The organism is Pedobacter westerhofensis (assembly GCF_900182595.1).
Taxonomy (GTDB): domain Bacteria; phylum Bacteroidota; class Bacteroidia; order Sphingobacteriales; family Sphingobacteriaceae; genus Pedobacter; species Pedobacter westerhofensis.
Map to the genome: position 1 here is coordinate 198,270 of NZ_FXTN01000013.1, position 18,744 is coordinate 217,013.

General features: G+C 41.9%; 21 protein-coding genes. 9 read left to right on the forward strand and 12 right to left on the reverse strand.

Annotated elements, in window-relative coordinates; translation table 11 throughout:
• Positions 1–116 precede the first annotated feature (116 nt).
• Positions 117–932, forward strand: a complete 816-nt coding sequence (panB, locus tag FN831_RS23210) for a 3-methyl-2-oxobutanoate hydroxymethyltransferase (RefSeq protein ID WP_142530592.1) — start codon at positions 117–119, stop codon at positions 930–932.
• Between the two features lie 35 nt (positions 933–967).
• Here the strand turns inward: panB and FN831_RS23215 are convergent, their stop codons facing one another.
• Entirely contained in the window at positions 968–1,855 is an 888-nt protein-coding gene (locus tag FN831_RS23215; protein ID WP_221931392.1) for a helix-turn-helix domain-containing protein, read from the reverse strand.
• 99 nt (positions 1,856–1,954) lie between these two features.
• A complete protein-coding gene (locus FN831_RS23220) occupies positions 1,955–2,512 on the reverse strand; it encodes an ester cyclase (RefSeq protein ID WP_142530593.1) in 558 nt (185 codons plus the stop codon).
• Between the two features lie 163 nt (positions 2,513–2,675).
• Here FN831_RS23220 and FN831_RS23225 point away from each other — a divergent pair, with 163 nt between their 5' ends.
• Entirely contained in the window at positions 2,676–3,593 is a 918-nt protein-coding gene (locus tag FN831_RS23225; protein WP_142530594.1) for an alpha/beta fold hydrolase, read from the forward strand.
• Positions 3,594–3,752: 159 nt separating this feature from the next.
• A complete protein-coding gene (locus tag FN831_RS23230; protein ID WP_142530595.1) occupies positions 3,753–4,352 on the forward strand; it encodes a Crp/Fnr family transcriptional regulator in 600 nt (199 codons plus the stop codon).
• 193 nt (positions 4,353–4,545) lie between these two features.
• Here the strand turns inward: FN831_RS23230 and FN831_RS23235 are convergent, their stop codons facing one another.
• The 3 genes from FN831_RS23235 to ygiD are packed head-to-tail and all read right to left on the reverse strand — an operon-like array spanning position 4,546 to position 6,484.
• A complete protein-coding gene (locus FN831_RS23235; protein ID WP_142530596.1) occupies positions 4,546–4,950 on the reverse strand; it encodes a Crp/Fnr family transcriptional regulator in 405 nt (134 codons plus the stop codon).
• 13 nt (positions 4,951–4,963) lie between these two features.
• Positions 4,964–5,647 carry an alpha/beta hydrolase gene (locus tag FN831_RS23240; RefSeq protein ID WP_142530597.1) on the reverse strand — a complete coding sequence of 228 codons (684 nt, stop codon included), beginning with the start codon at positions 5,645–5,647 and terminating at the stop codon, positions 4,964–4,966.
• A gap of 12 nt (positions 5,648–5,659) precedes the next feature.
• Complete coding sequence (gene ygiD / locus FN831_RS23245) at positions 5,660–6,484, reverse strand: 4,5-DOPA-extradiol-dioxygenase (RefSeq protein ID WP_142530598.1); 825 nt, start codon at positions 6,482–6,484, stop codon at positions 5,660–5,662.
• Between the two features lie 164 nt (positions 6,485–6,648).
• On the opposite strand from ygiD, the gene FN831_RS23250 reads away from it, so the two are divergent.
• From FN831_RS23250 to FN831_RS23260, 3 genes are all read left to right on the forward strand, one after another.
• Positions 6,649–6,870 (forward strand): tautomerase family protein, encoded by a 222-nt coding sequence (locus FN831_RS23250; RefSeq protein ID WP_142530599.1) that lies wholly within the window; start codon positions 6,649–6,651, stop codon positions 6,868–6,870.
• Between the two features lie 30 nt (positions 6,871–6,900).
• The gene (locus FN831_RS23255) at positions 6,901–7,293 is read left to right on the forward strand and encodes a Cif family virulence factor (protein WP_142530600.1); all 393 of its coding nucleotides are present in this window, start codon (positions 6,901–6,903) and stop codon (positions 7,291–7,293) included.
• Between the two features lie 146 nt (positions 7,294–7,439).
• Positions 7,440–8,408, forward strand: coding sequence for a zinc-binding alcohol dehydrogenase family protein (locus tag FN831_RS23260; RefSeq protein WP_142530601.1), 969 nt, complete (start codon positions 7,440–7,442; stop codon positions 8,406–8,408).
• An 18-nt stretch (positions 8,409–8,426) separates the two neighbouring features.
• Here FN831_RS23260 and FN831_RS23265 read toward each other — a convergent pair whose 3' ends face one another.
• The gene (locus FN831_RS23265) at positions 8,427–9,275 is read right to left on the reverse strand and encodes a helix-turn-helix domain-containing protein (RefSeq protein WP_142530602.1); all 849 of its coding nucleotides are present in this window, start codon (positions 9,273–9,275) and stop codon (positions 8,427–8,429) included.
• 84 nt (positions 9,276–9,359) lie between these two features.
• On the opposite strand from FN831_RS23265, the gene FN831_RS23270 reads away from it, so the two are divergent.
• Both FN831_RS23270 and FN831_RS23275 read left to right on the forward strand, forming a co-directional pair.
• Complete coding sequence (locus FN831_RS23270; protein WP_142530603.1) at positions 9,360–10,475, forward strand: L-dopachrome tautomerase-related protein; 1,116 nt, start codon at positions 9,360–9,362, stop codon at positions 10,473–10,475.
• Positions 10,476–10,501: 26 nt separating this feature from the next.
• Entirely contained in the window at positions 10,502–11,548 is a 1,047-nt protein-coding gene (locus FN831_RS23275) for an aldo/keto reductase (RefSeq protein WP_142530604.1), read from the forward strand.
• Between the two features lie 133 nt (positions 11,549–11,681).
• Here FN831_RS23275 and FN831_RS23280 read toward each other — a convergent pair whose 3' ends face one another.
• The 6 genes from FN831_RS23280 to FN831_RS23305 all read right to left on the reverse strand — a co-directional run bounded on the left by FN831_RS23280 (position 11,682) and on the right by FN831_RS23305 (position 17,708).
• A complete protein-coding gene (locus FN831_RS23280; RefSeq protein WP_142530605.1) occupies positions 11,682–12,107 on the reverse strand; it encodes a hypothetical protein in 426 nt (141 codons plus the stop codon).
• Between the two features lie 46 nt (positions 12,108–12,153).
• Positions 12,154–12,663, reverse strand: a complete 510-nt coding sequence (locus FN831_RS23285; RefSeq protein WP_142530606.1) for a hypothetical protein — start codon at positions 12,661–12,663, stop codon at positions 12,154–12,156.
• Between the two features lie 134 nt (positions 12,664–12,797).
• A complete protein-coding gene (locus tag FN831_RS23290; protein WP_185960584.1) occupies positions 12,798–13,466 on the reverse strand; it encodes a DUF3943 domain-containing protein in 669 nt (222 codons plus the stop codon).
• Between the two features lie 35 nt (positions 13,467–13,501).
• The gene (locus tag FN831_RS23295; RefSeq protein WP_142530608.1) at positions 13,502–14,545 is read right to left on the reverse strand and encodes a DUF4421 family protein; all 1,044 of its coding nucleotides are present in this window, start codon (positions 14,543–14,545) and stop codon (positions 13,502–13,504) included.
• Positions 14,546–14,573: 28 nt separating this feature from the next.
• Entirely contained in the window at positions 14,574–15,212 is a 639-nt protein-coding gene (locus FN831_RS23300; RefSeq protein WP_142530609.1) for a hypothetical protein, read from the reverse strand.
• A 24-nt stretch (positions 15,213–15,236) separates the two neighbouring features.
• Positions 15,237–17,708 carry a mechanosensitive ion channel family protein gene (locus tag FN831_RS23305; protein ID WP_142530610.1) on the reverse strand — a complete coding sequence of 824 codons (2,472 nt, stop codon included), beginning with the start codon at positions 17,706–17,708 and terminating at the stop codon, positions 15,237–15,239.
• A 134-nt stretch (positions 17,709–17,842) separates the two neighbouring features.
• Between FN831_RS23305 and FN831_RS23310 the strand changes: the two genes are divergently transcribed.
• Positions 17,843–18,688, forward strand: coding sequence for a hypothetical protein (locus tag FN831_RS23310; protein WP_142530611.1), 846 nt, complete (start codon positions 17,843–17,845; stop codon positions 18,686–18,688).
• Positions 18,689–18,744 lie beyond the last annotated feature (56 nt).

Consider the following 18,744-nt stretch of genomic DNA (forward strand, 5'->3'; position numbering starts at 1 on the left):
TGAAACAGCAGTAATCCATTTATACCAACAATTGGGCGATTATGACGAACATTTTGCGCAGAGGGAGCTGTAATATTGCAGTACTATATTCAGAAGGGACTTTAACAAAAATTCAGATGTCAACTCAAACAGTATTCCATAAAATCACAAGTAAAGTTCTTCAGGACATGAAAAACAGCAATGAAAAAATAACGATGCTAACCGCATATGATTTTTCAATGGCACGCATTTTCGACGAGGCCGGTATTGATGTGCTGCTGGTTGGTGATTCTGCTGCAAATGTTATGGCTGGTTACGAAACTACTCTACCTATCACATTAGACCACATGATATATCATACACAAAGCGTTGTCAGAGCTGTAAAACGCGCAATGATCGTAACAGATCTTCCCTTTGGCTCTTATCAGGGTGACAGCAAGCAAGCTTTGGCATCGGGGATCAGGTTAATGAAAGAAGCGGGTGCGCACGCTCTTAAACTGGAAGGTGGTGAAGAAATTTTAGAATCGGTATACAGACTTATACAGGCAGGGATACCAGTGATGGGGCACCTTGGCCTGACGCCCCAGTCTATCTTCAAATTTGGAAGTTATACTGTTCGTGCGAAAGAAGAGCAGGAAGCAAGTGCTCTGATCAGCAATGCGCATGCTTTACAGGATGCAGGATGTTTTTCAATAGTGCTTGAAAAAATCCCTGCAGTATTGGGTAAAAAGGTTGCCGAAGCTCTTCATATACCCATCATCGGTATTGGTGCTGGGAAACATGTTGACGGGCAGGTATTGGTGATGCATGATATGTTAGGGATATCAAAAGACTTTGCACCGAGGTTTTTGAGGAGGTACCTTGATTTGTACAGTCAGATTGCCAACGCTACTACGGCTTACGTATCAGATGTAAAAGCCCAAAAGTTTCCTGCTGAAAAAGAGCAGTACTAGCTAACACATATTGGAAAATGAAATGTAAACACTGTTTATAAACCTTTTCTATATCCTACAGGAGTAAAACCTGTATTGGCTTTAAAAAACTTCCCAAAGGTGGACTGATCTGTAAAATTCAGTTGATTACTGATCTGCGATACGGTAAGCGTTAAGTCCTGTAACAACACTTTAGCTTCCAGTGTAACACTTTCATTAATCCATTGCGCGGCGGACTTTCCAGTATGTTTTTTAATTGCTACTGAAAGGTATTTGGGTGTAACGTGAAGATGGTCAGCATAAAAATCCAGTTTTCTCTCATTCATATAGTTTCTGGTCAGCAACTTTTTGAATTTCGCAAAAAGCGGATAAATCTGATCCAGCATTTTCTTTTTCGATCGACTGATGCGGTGCCAGGTATCTATCTCGTAAAGGAGTACCATGATATAACTTCGGCTAATATCGCTAACATGGTAACCTGGCGAGGCCTGGCTCATTCTCATCAACTCAAAAATACCTTTAACTTTTATATGCAAGTCATCAGCCAGGGGTACTACTGTCAACTCACTGTTTTCAAAGAAATCATATTCCATCAAAAAGAAAAGGTTTCTGTTTCCTTCCAGTAAAAAAGAATCTTTGAAAAAGATGATATCCATCTTCATCAAATCAGCAGATTTCCGAAAACTCCGGATCATAGAGGGTGACAATGAGATCATCGAAGGAGCTTCGATCAGGTACTGGGAAAGTCCTGCCTGAAGATTAATACTACCCTCCTTAACATAAGCAAGTGCATAACTTTCTGCACGATAAGGTTCTTCCAGATAGGGATGATTCACTGCCTGTACAAAAAGATAATCCCGGCTTGTATCCGGGACTGCAAAAAGATGGCCGTGACCGGTTAAAGAAAAAGTTTTGATCTTATCCATCACTGTGAAATTACTCATAACAACCCGGTTTCACAAGCAATTGATTGTGCACCACAATAAAAAATACCGCTGTAGTTTGAATCTACAGCGGTAATATTACTTATTTACCAGTCAAATTTATTTACCAAGTCCAATCTGGTCCATAAAAGCCTTGTTATCCCAAAAGAGGTGCTCTTCAACCATTACACCGTCCTTCCAGACTCCAATAGTTGCCATCGGAAAATTGAATTTTTTTCCTGTCGGCTGGATAAACTTTCCGTTACCGATTGGCATAGGTTTCGTGAATGTACCTTCAAAAACTCCAGAGACAGCCGTTAAATCGCCGCTGCCCATTCTAATCGGATGATGTTTGATCCTGCAGTCAGGTGCATATACAAATAGTGCTTTCATGTCCTCAATATGTGTAGCCAAACCAGTCGTGATATGTCCGTCCGGCCAGAAGACTTTAATATCTTTTCCATGACTTTCATGCATTCGTGCCCATTGCTGATTGCTGAATACGGTATAATCAAGGGTATCAAATGTCTTCAGGTGCTCTTGTACCAGTTTATCCGCAGCTTTATACTTTGCAAGTTCTCTTTTTAATGCAGCCACTTCAGTTGCAGTCTGTGCTTGGGTAGATCCGCCAATCGTTAGGAGTAACAACAGGGAGGCAATTTTCAATAGACTTTTCATATTTTATTATTTTTATTATGGACACAAATGTGTGGACAAAAGATCCCTTTTTTCCTATCACAGGTTAAGAAAAGGCCTTAAACTATGTTAAGGGTTTTTCTTAACAAAGTGCATTGGTCAGCTGCCTGCATGATCTGATCTTTGTACATAAATTTTGACAACAATGAATACATCAATAATTATCGAAAAGAATAGTGGTGTTGTAAAACATAAATTGAGGACAGCTTTTCTCCTTACACTCTCCATCTTATTTTGCTTAACTGCGAATGCACAGGACTTAAAGCATTTGCGCAGCTTTATGCAATCCGGACCTGCTTCGATGCAGGAGATACCCTACGGCAACAATGCTGCTGCAGGCCATTATCTAAATACCGGAGATGCAAAAATTTATTATGAGATTTATGGGAAAGGTAAAACTATTGTAGTTTTACATGGTGGTATTCTGGGCTCAACATTTGAAATGGCCCGATTGATTGATAGTCTCTCAAAAAACTTTCAGGTAATTGCCATATCGACAAGGGGCCATGGCAAATCGGAAATGGGAAAGACCAGCGATTACCCGCGAAAAGCAAAAGATGTATATGAAATTATCAATGCAAACACAAAAGATAGTGTCACAGTTTTAGGCTTCAGTGATGGTGGGTATACGGGTTATTATCTTGCCGGTATGCATCCCGAAAAGGTTAAAAAATTGATAACGATTGGTGCCGGCGAATGGATTCGAGGATCAAGAACATTCAAGTTGACCAGCGGGGAAATTGCCAGAATGGATCCATTGTATTGGAAACAGCAGCTTGCGCTGATGCCAGATTCTACAAAGGTAAATTCATGGCTTTCTATGGTTAGTGCTTACTACAATACACTGAATGTTGGAAAAGCTGAATTTGAAAAAGTACATTGCCCGGTATTACTTATGGCGGGTGAACTTGACCAGAACGCGACGCTAAAAACGGTTATCTCCGCCTACAGTATGTTGCCGCACGTCCAGCTTGCAATTATTCCCAATGCTCCCCACCCTGCTTTTCAGGTAAATTTCCCGGCGGTATGGGCATGTATAGTTCCATTTTTAAGTTCGAACTAATATCCTGCGTTAATCGTAGACGATTTGAAACTCGGGCCAGATGCTAACGGTGCAGTAGGATTATGGATGGATGTTGGTACTGAGGGTTTTTTCAAAGATCTGCATGTCACTCCAAAAAAGTAGAATGATAAGCCAGAAAAAATTCAGACCTTCACATTTATGCCAGGTGAAACCACAGATTCTGAAGAAAAATTAATTAAATTCTTTGACAATCTTTTTCCTCTAAACAGTGAGGAAAGACAAGAGGTATATACCCATTTCAATGAACGCAGAATCAAGCGCAGAGGTTTTATTTTGCAGCATGGTGATGTTTGTAAACACTTTACATTTGTTGTTTCTGGCTGTTTGAAAATGTACGTTATTGACCTGGCTGGTAAGGAACATAATTTACAGTTTGTTACAGAAAATGACTGGGTGTCAGACTTAACGAGCTTTTACCAGGAGATACCAAGTAATGTGTATATTGAAGCTATTGAACCCGCTGTAATACTTCAGGTAAAACATGATGATTTGCTTTCCCTTTATACCAGATATCATAAATTTGACCGGAATTTCCGCATCATTCTGGAAAGGAAATACATCCAGCTGCAAAGTCGTACATTACAGAATATTAGTGTCAGCGCAGAGGAAAGATACCGGCACTTTATTGAACATCATCCCAGCCTTGCCAGCAGGCTGCCTAATACGCAGATCGCATCCTACCTGGGCATCACTCCGGAGTTCCTGAGTAAGATCAGAAAGGAGCTGGTGAAAAAGTAATCAGTGCTCTCCTTTTAAGGAAGACTCACAACCTGCTTCCTGATGCGGCTCAGACTTTCTGCTGTAATTCCAAGATATGAAGCAATATGTATCAATGGTATTCGGGCTGCAAACTGCGGATTATCCCTGATCAAAATCTCATACCGTTCTTTTGCTGATTTACTTTGAACCAGATTATGACGGAGCTGCATATTTACATATGCGCGCTGATACAGCTTGCGGAAATAAGTTTCGAGCTGGGGTATGCTCGCGCATAGATGGTCAATTTGAGAATGAGGCAAAAGCAAAACTTCACTCTCCTCAATAGACTCAACTGTGAGCGTGCCGGGCTTCTGGGTAATGAAACTTGGTTTTCTATGGCCAGTTGCATCACATGTTCAGTACCATCATTACCCGTGCTATAAGAACGAAGCGCTCCCTTTTCCACAAAAAACAGATTACGGCAGATATCCCCCTCTTCAATTAACGCCCTCTTTTTTTTGATCAAACGTCTACTCAATACTTCAGCGATGAGGCTGAACTGTTCTTCGGAAATACTGGAATAGTTGTTCAGGTTATTAAAGAGTGCGACCGAATACATATTTTTTGTAAAAGCCACAATTTAATGAATTTTATTCACTAACACCAGCTTCGATCCAAGTATTAAGATCTGCTATTTCTTCCTGTCCCGTGCGGTGTTCCATCTCATATTCATGATATTCTATCAGCGGCATCAAATCCCTGAGATAGCTTGTCGCTTCCCTTGCATAATGGATAGGCAGCACGTTATCCTCTATACCATGAGCGATAAAAGCTCTTAATTTCTCCAACACCAGACCCACTTTGATCAATGGCTTTACTTCGGGCAAAAGCCGGCTGCTTAGGATAAATATGCCCTTAAGTTTTTGTGGAAAGGTGAGCCCGACACTATAAGACATAATCCCACCCTGGCTAAATCCACCAAGATAGATGTTCTTGTCATCTATGCCGTAACGCTCAGTAAGCTGTGAGATAAAGGTATTCAGCACCAGCCTGCTTTTTTCTGCCTGTTCTTCATTGATCACAGGTTTGCCACCCTGATGAGCGAGTTCAAACCAGGTATATCTTCCCGGGGAAATTGTATATGGCGCCCTTGCTGATACGATCACGAACCCCACAGGAAAGTTGTCTTTCAAACGAAATAGATCATCTTCATTGCTTCCTATACCGTGCAGGAGTATGATTAATCCTGGTTTTGTATCTGTTTGAGCAGGCTGGTAGCTTTTGTAACTCAGCATCAGTTCCTCTCCTTTTATAGTTTCTATTTTGTTTTCCATGATTTTATTTATTTAACCGATCTGCAAGCAGCGCATACTCAGGCTGGCATATTGGTAGCCTTCAAAAATATGCTGTATATCCTCGTTACCCTGCACCAGGCCCATTGCGTAGACGAGGGGCATATAATGTTCGTCGGTTGGTACGGCAAGTCTGGAACTTGTACTTGAATAGTTTAAAAGTGCGGCCATGTTACGGTCATCAATCTGCTTCTTTACGAAAGCATCAAATTCAAGTGTCCAGTCATAAGGTTTGGCATCGATAGCCTTCCAGTCCATCATCGCTACATTATGCACAATATTACCACTGCACAAGATCAAAACGCCTTTTTTGCGCAGTTCCTTCAACTGAGCAGCCAGTTGAAAATGATATTGCGGTGATCTGGTATAATCCATACTCATTTCAAAAACCGGGACATCCGCATCAGGCCAGATATACTTGAGTATCGTCCATGCACCATGATCCAATCCCATCAAATGATCTTCCTTCACATCAGCAAGTGTTACCATTTCCCGGAGCATTCTGGCGAATTCAGGATGTCCGGCTGAAGGATAGTGGAACTGGTACAATTCTTCAGGGAAACCTCCGATATCGTGAATTGTGCGCGGTTGAGGGTGAACGCTAACATAAGTACCAACGGTCTCCCAGTGTGCAGAGATCACCAGTACAGCATTAGGTTTGTCAATCCTCTTGCCCAAGGCTGTAAGTGAACGTGTAAAATCATTGTCCCACACTGCATTCATCGGGTTTCCATGACCAATAAAAAACACTGGTGAAATAGTTTCCCGCGACTTGAACCGGCCTGCAATTTTATGTAATTCCTGAAGCTGCATATCCATAGAACAAATCTGCTAAAAAGCTGAGGGCCTTTTCCTACCACAGGTTAAGAAATACACTTAACATAGGTTAAGCTTAAACTATGTTAAGTGTATTTCTTAAACTTCTTCATTGTTAAGAGCCAGGCAACTGCTGCATCTTTGTCGTATAAAATTAAATACTCAACATGCCACACATCGTTATTAAAATGTACCCGGGAACCTCAGAAGAAGACAAAGTGAAACTGGCCCAGGCAGTAACACAACAGGTAACTGAATTTACTGGTAAGCCAGAAATGGCAGTTTCTGTAGATATAGTAGAAGTTGCTGAAGAGCTTTGGATGGAAGAGGTTTATGATAAGGAAATCAACCCTAACCGGGAACGATTGTACAAAAAACCTGGATACTAACAGCTTTAAGATCCTAAACCTGAAACAACTATGAACAACCACGATCAAACGCTTGACATCCGGAATACACTTACGGACTATGCCAAAACACTGAATACTGCAGATAAAGCAGCTATCCCTGGCTTCTATACCAGTGATGGAAAGTTTATGCCCGAGGGATACAAGACATTGGGAAGTTTCGAACTGTTAAAATCCAGTGGAGATTACCTCAAAGATTATAATTTCAAAATTGAGTATTCCATCCAGGATATCGTGATCGATAACCATTTCGCTTTTGTTGTAGCAGATGCAAAAACTTCAGAGAAAGATCCTGTTACAGGTATAACTTTTGATAAGCAGAGCCGGGACTTCTTCGTGTTCAAGAAGATAGCTGACCAATGGAAAATTTACAGGTATCTCTTTAATAAGGTAAAGAATATCTGATAAAAGCTGACCAGCTGAACTGCATACCAATTAAACAAAGAAACATCAGCAGTTTATATGATGAGTCCTGAATGAGTATTGGTGATAACACTAGTATGATTTAAGACAATTACCCCCACTATTTTAAAGACACAATGTAGTAACTTATGAATGCAGCTGTATTGTATACCGCAGGCGGACCGGGGAACTTTATACTAGAGAACAGGCCTGTTCCGGCTGCTGAACCCGGACAGGTCCTGGTAAAGATCCATGCTTTTGGGCTCAACCGCTCGGAGATCATGACCCGCAAAGGATTTTCCCCAGATGTACATTTTCCGCGTATACTTGGTATAGAATGCGTGGGCGAAGTTGCGGATGACCCATCCGGTGAATATCAAAATGGCCAGCAAGTAGCTGCATTTATGGGGCATATGGGCAGGCATTATGATGGCAGCTATGCCGAGTATACAGTGTTGCCGAAAGAAATCCTTATCCCGTTCAGCAGCAAATTACCATGGGAAACACTTGGTGCTTTACCAGAGATGTTCCAGACAGCCTATGGCTCACTGCATATCGCCCTAAAAATACAGCGTGGCGAAACTATCCTCATTCGCGGTGGAACTTCATCTGTAGGACTGCTCGCTGCTCAACTGGCTAAATCTGCTGGTTTACATGTAATTGCTACTACAAGGGATGAGGCTAAAAAGACCTTGCTGTTGGCTAACGGAGCCGATGATGTTATGATTGACAATGGTAAACTTTATGAGCAGGCCAATGCAAACAATACACCTGGAGTCGATAATGTACTAGAACTTATTGGTACAACGACTATAAAGGATTCTTTAAAATGTGCAGCAGCAGGTGGCAGGGTATGTATGACCGGAATGCTTTCTGAAAAATGGTCTATTGAAAATTTTGATCCTATGGGATATATCCCTGCCGCAGTAAATCTCACAGTGTATGACAGCGGGCAGATCAGGGTAGCTGATGAACATTTCAGGCAATTTTTACTTGACATCGAAGATGGAATGATCAGCCCTGCCATCAAGCGGACTTTTAAACTAGCGGAAATCAGCGAAGCTCATTGTTTTATGGAAAATAATACCGGGGCTGGTAAAATTGTAGTGTTAATATAATCAATGGACACTAGACGATCAGGCCTCCCTATTAGGAATCCCCTGTCTGAACTGTATAGGGTTAAGCTGCTTCATGTCTTTAAAGAAATGTGACAAGTGACTTTCGTCGGTAAATCCAAACTCATCTGCAATTTGCTTGATACTGAGCGAAGCATCCTCCAAACGTTTTTCAATCAGTTTTAACCGGTATGCATTCACGTAACTCCGGTAACTGATACCGAACTTGTTCTTAAAGTAACTGCTAAAGTAAGAGGCTGCAATGTTAAAATGAGGAGCTATATTTTTAATCCTGATCAGTGACGGTTCGTAAATATGCTGGTGGATATAAGAGATAAGCTCTTCTTTATCTGGCTGACCATCGTCGATACGGATACTTAATTTTGCTGCAGCTTCCCGGATCAGTCCAAAAACAGACAATATCTGATAGTATACCAGCGGCGATGACTCTATATGATTACGACAGCTATAATCGACAATATTTTCAACCGTTTTTCTAAGGATGTTGATACAGGGTTCATCCATTTTTAGTTTTACCTCTTTCAATAGCTTATTGGTCATTATAGATTCCGGACTCCAAAGAATGTGTGCATCGGGCCGGTTCATTTTGTGTCCGGCGAAATAACTGTCCGTAAATTTGATAAAAGTGAAATGAGTACTCTTTGCGATCTCGAAATCATGCTGGTCGTCCTGACAAATCATAAACAGATCCCCTGTTCTGTAGGGTATTTTATTATGATTTAACAGATGCATACCCGAGCCTTTGCGGATATAAATCAACTCGTAGTAGGTGTGGCTATGTGCTGGTAAATGAAAAACGCTTTCCTCAAAATCGTGTATCACCAACTGATCAAACTGTGTCCTTTTCATTAGGTCTTCTAAATATCGTAAATCTACAACAAAACGTCATATAATTACAAGATACATGACCTATACAATCTCGATTTTTGCCAGATGAAAAGCATATTCACGTCTGTACTATTATACTCCACCACATTTCTGCCGGTACGGGCCCAGCAACACGTTGAGGTCATTGCCAGTATTGCAGCCCCTGCCCCGGATATGTCTGGCATCGCAGTTACCTCCAGCAATCGCATATTCCTGAGCTTTCCAAGACATGCTGACAATCACCAATCCTTTGCGCTCGCAGAACTGATCAATGGCAAACCAGTTGCCTTTCCTTCAGCAGCGTATGTATATCCCTCGAAAAAGCCTTATCATGACTGGCTGGTATCGCCTCATGGGTTGTATATTGATAAAGATGACGTACTCTGGATTCTTGACGACGGTAAACGTGCCGGAATAAAAGAGATACCTGAAGGTGCAGCCAAGGTTGTTGCAATAGATTGCAGGAGCAAAAAGATCCTGCATACACTGGAGATCCCAAAACCTGTGTTGTCTGACAACTCACATTATAACGACCTTCGGGTCGATTTGACTCATGGTGAAAAGGGAACTGTCTACATCTCAAATTCCGGCTTTGGCGAGCACTACTCCATCATCGTCATTGACATAGCTTCTGGCAAAACCAGGGAGGTACTGATCAACCATTATAGCACTTCGCCCGAAGCTGGATTTATGGGCTTCCTGGAAGGTAGGCCCCATGTCTATAATTTCAGCAAGCAGACCTTTCCCAGTGGTGGAGCTGACGGGCTCGCACTTAGCACGGACAGCCAAACCCTGTACTGGACGGCGATTACGGGCCGCAAAATGTACAGCCTCCCTACCCGTCTGTTGAGTGATACCGGCATCAGTAACCATCAATTGGCGGACTCAGTAAAATATGAGGGCGAACATCCTGCATGTGATGGCCTGGCTGAAGATGAAAATGGAAATATATTTTTTGGAGCTTTTGAACAGCAGTCCATTATTCAGAGATCTGCTGCTGGTCATTTTGATCTGCTTGCACATGATGAAAAAAACTTTGTGTGGCCTGATGGCCTCGCATACCGCAACGGTTATATTTATGTGACCCTGGGGCAATGGAACCGCCTGCCCAGTTTGAATGGCAACAGGGACTTACGAAAACCGCCGTACCTCGTGGTGCGGTTAAAAACAAAAACTAATTAACAATCTTACTATTTAAACAGAGAAAAATGGAATACAGACAATTAGGCGCGTCAGGTCTGCACGTGCCGGTACTTAGTTTTGGAACCGCTACATTTGGTGGTGGCAATGATTTTTTTAAAGCCTGGGGAAGTACTGAAGCTGCAGAAGCGACAAGGCTTATAGACATTTGCCTTGAGGCAGGAGTAAACTTTTTTGATACTGCTGATATATACTCAGATGGAATGGCTGAAGAAGTGCTGGGGAAAGCAATAGCCGGTAAACAGAGGGACAAGTTACTCATTTCAACGAAGAGCACTTTTACTTTTGGCGAGGGACCAAATAACCAGGGATCATCACGCTTCCATATTTTGAAACAGATTGAAGGCAGTCTGCAACGTTTAGGGACCGATTATATCGATGTTTACCACATGCATGGATTTGATGGGGTAACGCCTGTTGAAGAGACGCTGCGCACACTGGACGATCTGGTTGAAAGTGGTAAAGTTCGTTATATCGCTGCATCTAACTTTTCAGGATGGCACCTGATGAAATCTCTTGGAGTTGCTAAAGCGCATGGCTGGAACAAGTACATCGCACACCAGGTTTATTATTCACTGGCCAACCGCGAATACGAATGGGAACTTATGCCCTTGGGGCTTGATCAAAATGTTGGTGCTATCATCTGGTCGCCCCTATCTGCCGGCAGGCTTGGTGGCAAATATGGCCGCAATAAGCCAGTACCAAAAGAAGGGCGTGTAGCCCAGGGTGGCAGCCCGGTACCTGAGATGGTAGTAAAGGAAGAAGTATTCTATAACACGGTAGATGTGCTTGAAGAAATAGCCTCGGAAATAAACAAAACCGTGGCACAAGTAGCGCTCAATTGGTTATTGCAGCGCCCTACCGTGTCAAGTATCATTATTGGTGCACGCAATGAAGAGCAATTAAAGCAAAATCTGGATGCCGTAGGATGGAATTTAACAGTGGACCAGGTGAAGAGGCTGGATGAAGCAAGCAATGTCCCGCCAACATACCCATATTGGCACCAGTGGCAAAATAAAACCTTAAACCCTACGCCGGATTTCTACAACGGATAATAATTGAAATTGAGCTATCAGAAGATCATCGAATTTCTATTTTAAATGATAGCTATCGCTCAACAAGCCCAATCCTCAAGGCATCCATTAAATAGCGAATGCAAGAGAATTGGGCTTGAAAGCAAAATGAAAGTTACTCTTTAGCCAGGCAGTTAGTTTTTTCCTTAGCCTTTGCCAGGAGTGGCTGGGCAGAATTTTCTGTGATTTCCTGACAGGCGATTTTGTTCAAATAACCGGCCTCTGTGCTAACAACACTGATAAAATTTGTTTTCCCTTCTACAACAGTAATCTTCACTGCAGGCGTTTTCTTCGCAGGTGGCAAGCCGCCTGTAGTTATACTGATCATGTGGTCTCCAACATTGAGATCATGTATAGAATAACTCCTGTTCTTTTGCTTGCAGACTAATTTGCCATCAACAAAAAAATGATAATTGACGGCAAGCCCAGCATAACCCGTTGATCTGATCAGGTACACCTTGCCGGTAGCTGTTTGTGAATGGGCGCTAAATGAACCTGTCAACACAAACGCCAATAATGCAATTAATTTAAGTGTTTTCATAATTTTTCGGTTTTTTGAGGTATTTAAATAAATGATTAAAATTGTTTTAAAATATGTAGCCAAGGGAGAAACGGGCAAAAGGATAAATCTCTGCGACGTACTCAAATCCCCTGAAAAAGCCATTTAATGAATACTGACCAACACCAGCAGCCAGCGAAAATTTCTGGTTAAGATATCCTCTCAAATCTGCGGAGAGCGTATTCAGAATATAGGATGAAGGGTTACCATTTATAGTCTGAAACCTGCTCCCACGATAGTTGAAAGCTGCTTCAAACCGCTTATTGAAATTGACCTTCCCTGCTGCTACTACTTGTATCCCCGCGCAATAATCATAGTTTCGTCCTTCGCCATAAAACAGGTATTTGTCGGGCACTGCCCCCAGGGCAATAACACCACTGCCAATTTCACTGCTAAACTGCACTTTGCTATCCGTATTCCAGTTGGACATTAATTTGAACGCGAAACTCTGGCCACCATACTGAAAAGCATTGTTCTTGATAAAATCATAGTTCATAGTGATGGTATACATATGCTGAGCATGTCCATCGTTTTCCATTGGCCATGTTTTCAGCGCACCACTCACCTGCACATTATTGACGTAAGTGGAGTCTCCGCCTCCTAATTCAATTACAGCAGAAAAGTAGTCAAAGGGAGAATTTGATTCCTCAAACTTATCTCCGTACAGCAGACCTAAACGTACATATAGCTCTTCCTTGCCCCGCAGCTTTGTCTGATAGGTTTTGACATTAAAATGCCTGGAACCAATATTAAATCAGCCTTTAACTGATTCGCTGTATCAGCCTTTCCATGTACCCTGCCCCACTCACCACTAATCAAACGGTTTGCGCCATTTACCGGGTTAACCAGAAAGCCAAACACTTCCTGCATCTGACGTTTGGCACCCCTTGCACGGTTGTTCACAATCTTCCCGGCAATCCTGTGAGTCATTTCACCTAAGGCGATACCGCCCAGACTTGTATTGATAAAATCATTGGGTGCGAATTTGTTCGTCTCGGCAGCTACCTCCCAGACAAAGCTGCCGGCAAAGGCGGCAGGTACAGACTGCCAAAAACTATAGCCGTTGCTTCTGAACGTATTATAATATAAATTTCCGTGGTAGGGATGTCCAAATTGATTGGTTTTGAAACTATTATCGTCCCATTCCCAGTTCCTCGGATTCAGGTTTCTTTGAATACTGTTGATATCCAGCTTTGCCCATTCACCCTTGGCGATATATTTATCATAACTCCAGGGTAATAACTGAACCACAAAAAGTTCTGTAGCAGCACGCAAAAAATTCTTTTTCGGAACAAACAGCGTATCCCGTAAACCTTGTGAAAAACATCCCAGACTTAACATTAGTAAGATTAGGGTGAGAGTAATCTGTCTTCCCATTAGCGAAATATCTTTTTATAACTGTTACTGATAAGTTTTGGCGCCTTTAACCTGAACCCAACAAAGAGTTGCAGGAATACATCAGCATTGTTGTTCTCTGCAGAAGTTAATCCCTGGGCATATTTCGCAGAGGTAGCGGTCAAATAACTGCCTGCAAAAAACCGGTGACTGTTGTAGCCAAATCCGAATTTGCCTTCCCATTGATAGATAGGCCCCTCCTGGCTAAATTTTATTAAATCGCCCTCACTGCGTTGTTGTACCCTGGTATGAATGAAACCAAAAGCGGGGCTAAAAGAACCAACTAAATATAAGGACCGGTTAAACACCGCGGTATATTGGTAGCCGGCACCAAGGAGGGCCTGCAAATTGTTTGATTTCTCATTGACGTTGCTCTGGGGGCTTCGGTCATCGATGATATAGTATCTCAAAGATATTTTCGGCAAAAAGGCCCCTGCACTTTTCAGCTGTCTTTCCGTTTGCGATACAGCTGCAGCCAGTGACAGCCTTTTGTTTGTATTATATCCTACGGAGGCATTGTAACTGGTTACATGTAAATCCGGAATTTGAATATAAGCGTCTCCATCTTTCCAATCCTCGCGGAACGCTCTGGTATTCTCCACAAAATACCCTTTGGTTTTACTGTAGGCAAGGTCACCAAACCATTGCCTGTGATTTAAAGTTGTTCCGAGCGTAAAAAGTTTAGTCGTCCCCTTTTCATCGTTGTCATTGTTGGTTATCGCAGAATGAGGCAGGTAATCAAAGTAGAAAGATATAAACTGATAACTGAAGTAAGTTCTGACTACTTCATTGGTATTGGGTTCCAGTACAATATTGTAATCACCTGTTTTCGCTACAAGCGCTTCAGCTGTATTGGTAATCGATGGTTTAATCACAAACCAATCGTCAAAGGTTTCGATATACGTACTGTCTGGTTGGTACTTTGGCCTGTCTTTATTTTGCGCAATTGCATTGTCAACACCTATTATATACAGGAGCAACGTTAAAAGTAAATAACCGAAACTTTCTTTGAGTAAATACTGCATAAATCTGGGCTACAATTGAATCTTGAATTTAGAATACGTGCCACGCTTTTTTCTCTTCCCAGCTGTCGAATACAGATAACAGTTTTTTCGAGGGCAGGAAATCTGTAATTGGTGCTAAACTTGGGTTTGAAAGATAACGAGTGCCGGTAAATTTCAACCTGTGAAACTTGCCCTGGCTTTGCACCAGCAAATCGTGCCAGCCTTTAGTGAAAGTAGAATCCACAATCACAGGATAACTGGATACTGTAAATTTTGTAATGAGCTTTCCGGTATGATCCAGCAGTAGAAAAGTACATCCTCCGGAACCACAAAAATATGGCCCTGTTAATCCAACAAAGATTTCATCCTTGCCATCAGCATTTAAATCAGCACACTGCAGTTTAAACTGACGACTCGTTGGTTGAATAAGATCTCTTTGCAGGTCATTCTTAAAAAAGTAGCGCAAAAATTTTTGAACTTTCATCACATCTTCCGGGCGCTGCCCATCATCATCATCATCATCATCTTGGTTCAGTTGTTGATCATCAGCATAAGCAGAATTATTAGAGCCCAAAGTTTCAACTGGTAGTGCTTTAGCGTTGGTTTCATTTGCCTGATTACTTCCAGACTGACATTTGGTGAACAGAAAGAGGAATAGAATGACAGGAAATAAATAGAGCTTTTTCATGAGAGGTTATTTTAAATGAAAAGGTCAAATTTCGTCTTTTGGTCCATGTACATAAACATCCTGCTGCGGGATAGGAATATTAATTCCCTGCGCCGCAAAAGCAGTCTGGATGGCTATGATGAGGTCACTTCGCGTATCGCCTGCCTCCTTCATCTGGCGGGCCCAAAAATATATTCTAACGTCAATGGAACTGTTGCTGAACTGCTCATATTGCACTACTGGTGCGGGATGCTGATGGATTCTTTCCTCCTTGTCTAAAATCCCTGCCAGGACCTTCCTGACTTTGTTCAGATCCGAATCATAAGCAACACTAATCAGAATAGAAAGCCGTTTATGGCTGCCCCCCAGTGTCCAGTTGGTTAAATGTGAACTGAGCAGGTCACCATTCGGCATAATCAGATCGGCACCATCCCAGGTAGAAATCACGCTGCTGCGGAAACCTATGGATTTCATAGTTCCTCCCTGGCCACCAATTTCTACTATATCACCAACATTCACCGGTTTTTCAAATGCAATGATCAATCCGCTCACAAGATTATTAACCAATGTCTGCAAGCCAAAGCCAATACCTACACCAAGTGCCCCAAGGATAATAGTAAGCCGGTCCATAGGTATGCCTGCTGCTGCAATAGCTAAAAACGATCCTATTCCCAGAATACTTATCCTGATGAGCAGCAACCAGCTGCCCACCCCACGCTTGCTGTTCACATTGTTTTTATCTGTAGCGATATGCCCGTCAGAAGCGAAGAAGGATACTACCCTGGAAACCATAACCGCAATAGCGATAATCACTAGAAATAATAATAATTTATTGATTGTAAAGGTATAGTCACCTATAGAATGCTCTCTTGTAAAGAAATCCTGCAGAGGGCCGGCAATGTAACTAAAACCCGCAAAATTGCGCCCGAACAGAATGAACCAGCCAATAACCAGAGCAACATAAAAAAAGGTCGGTGCCCGGTTACCCACCCTTTCAAAATTGAGATAAAACAATTTTTTTTCCTGCCGGGTATAAACATTAAAGGCGAGATACAAACCTTCATTGATCAGCCTTACAGTCCACAAAAAGAGAATGGCGATCACCACATTCAAATAACCAGTGACCATCAGTGTTTTAGCCAGGTTGTACCGCCCAAAAACATTTGCCCACACAGCTCCACACTCAATCAGGGTCATCAATCCAATGGTATATATCATCCATTTTTCCCGCAGTGTACTTCTGCGTCCCTTCAATAATACCGTTACCCCAACTAAGAATCCTGATAGTGATATGAAAAACATTAGCCAGCGTTCGGTACGTGAGGCCTGCAGGATCAGGTTATCGCAGGCGCAAATCAAAAATAGTACAAACATGATCATCCAAACGCGGTACCAGTAACGGTTGATGTAATTGCGGAAGATAACACTTAAACTAAAAGCCGCCACTGTCCAGAAAAGAAGGCTGAGAATGAAAGGCGGTGATATAAAAATAAACTGAAAAATATTAATGACAATAATCATCGCTGAAAGCTGCGGGTACCTGAGCACCAATTGTCCGTCAAAATTAACATTGAGCAGTCCCTTTTCTATGTATATAGTTTTTAGTGACCGCAGGTAGATATATGAAGTGATAATCAATAGTAGAACAGCGATGAGTTTACCGCTGTTATTACCCGCGAAAAACATTAAGTTAAGCTCACCCTTTGCTTTAGCCTGCGTTAATATCTCAGAGAATGGCCTCGCATATCCTGCAGGATCCCATATATTGCCGAATTCCCGGTTGAAAACACCAATTGCCATTTTTCTTTGATACAAGTGCACTTCTTCCAGGCCTGTCTGCAGTTTAAGCGCAATCATATCTGTCCTGTTTAACAAGGTTCTTACATTAGCGGCGGCAATTTTAATGGAGCTGTCTATGGGACTCACCTGATAAGCCATCACTACAAGGTGCTGCAGGTACTTTACTGTATTGGCAGAATCCTTTGGAAACTTAAACAGGACGGGATTATTACTGAGTGAATCCAGTTGAAAACGAAAGGCACTTAGGGTTTCGTGATGTATAGCAAGATTATTTCTGATCGCCAGCGTTTTATTTAAAAGCTCATTAATGATATTGGCCGTTGCAAAAAGATTCCGGTTGGTTTGTGCTGTTCCTTTTTGGGTAAGCACGCCATCACTGGCCACACCAAAGTCTTTCTCCAGATCTGTAAGCTGTTGGGCGAAACCGAGAGTATCTATGCCACCTTTCAGGTATAACGTAGCTTTTTGCAGGGACTTCCTGATGATATCCAGTGCCCTGTCCTGTGCCATCTCGGTCCTGTCGCTTTCAAAATCCCCGGCACTTTCGTCTTTCATCCGCTGAGCGAAAGCATTCATTTTTTTAACAAATGCGGATGAACTGTCTGCGGAATTCCTGACATGAACCGAATCCACTTTGCCCTGGGCACATAGTTCCTGGCAGCGGAAAAGCAAAATACCAGTAAAAATTGAAACGATAAATAATAATTTTATAGCCATGCCTCCACTCTCAACCAGGTTATGAAATAAAATTAATGGAAATAGTTATTTAAAACAATAGTCTGCAACTAATTTGTCAAAGAATTGTTAATTTTTAATTATGTACTTATATTTGATACTAAACCATCTCAACCATGAAAAAGCATCTAATTTTTATTTTCGGGGTAATGTTTATGCTAAACGCTTACTCGCAAACCAAATCAGCGGTTAACCAGGATGTAATATTAAAATCCAATGGAGAGGAAATGAGAGGGAAAGTTACCCAGGTCAGTGATTTTGATATTCATTTCGTTTATGCAGGGGAAACCGCGGAATACATCATTAAGAAATCTGACGTATTAAAAATTACACACTCCAGTGGGCGTATAGAAACCTTTGGTCAAGCTGCACAACCTGCTGAAACACGAAAAAATGATCCGGTGGCCATGTCAGCGAGTCCCGCAGATCATCATAATAAAATTGCCATTCTTCCATTTGCCTTTTTAATGGACAGGCAGGCCGGGGCTGCAGAAATTGGTATTAAGGCACAGGAAGATACGTATGCATTTTTGTCTAAACATGCCGCAGGCTATACGATAGTTGATGTCCGATCAACAAATGCTGCACTGATTAAAGCCGGTATAACAAGGGACAAAATGATGGGTTTCACCATGAAAGAAATTGGTGACATTCTCGGAGCAGAATATATTATTGACGGTACCATAACGCAGAATAAAGGATATGCAACCAGCAGTTCATATGGCAATACGAATACTGACGTTAAACGCAAGAGTGAGGATAAGGTTAAAGTAAATGGTTCGGAATACAGCAACAGTAATTCTGTACAACGCTATGATGTTAGTGTTTCCCTTAACATTTACATGGACAACAATGCCAGCATCTATAACCAGACACATAAAGCCTTCCTTACCAATACTGATGGTTCTTACAGCAGCCCGCTGGAATACCTGCTCAAAAGGTGTCCTCTGTATAGAAAGTAAGTTTCCAGTGGATACATGGCCGAAGCATGATATAACATTTAAAAATACAAAAGCTG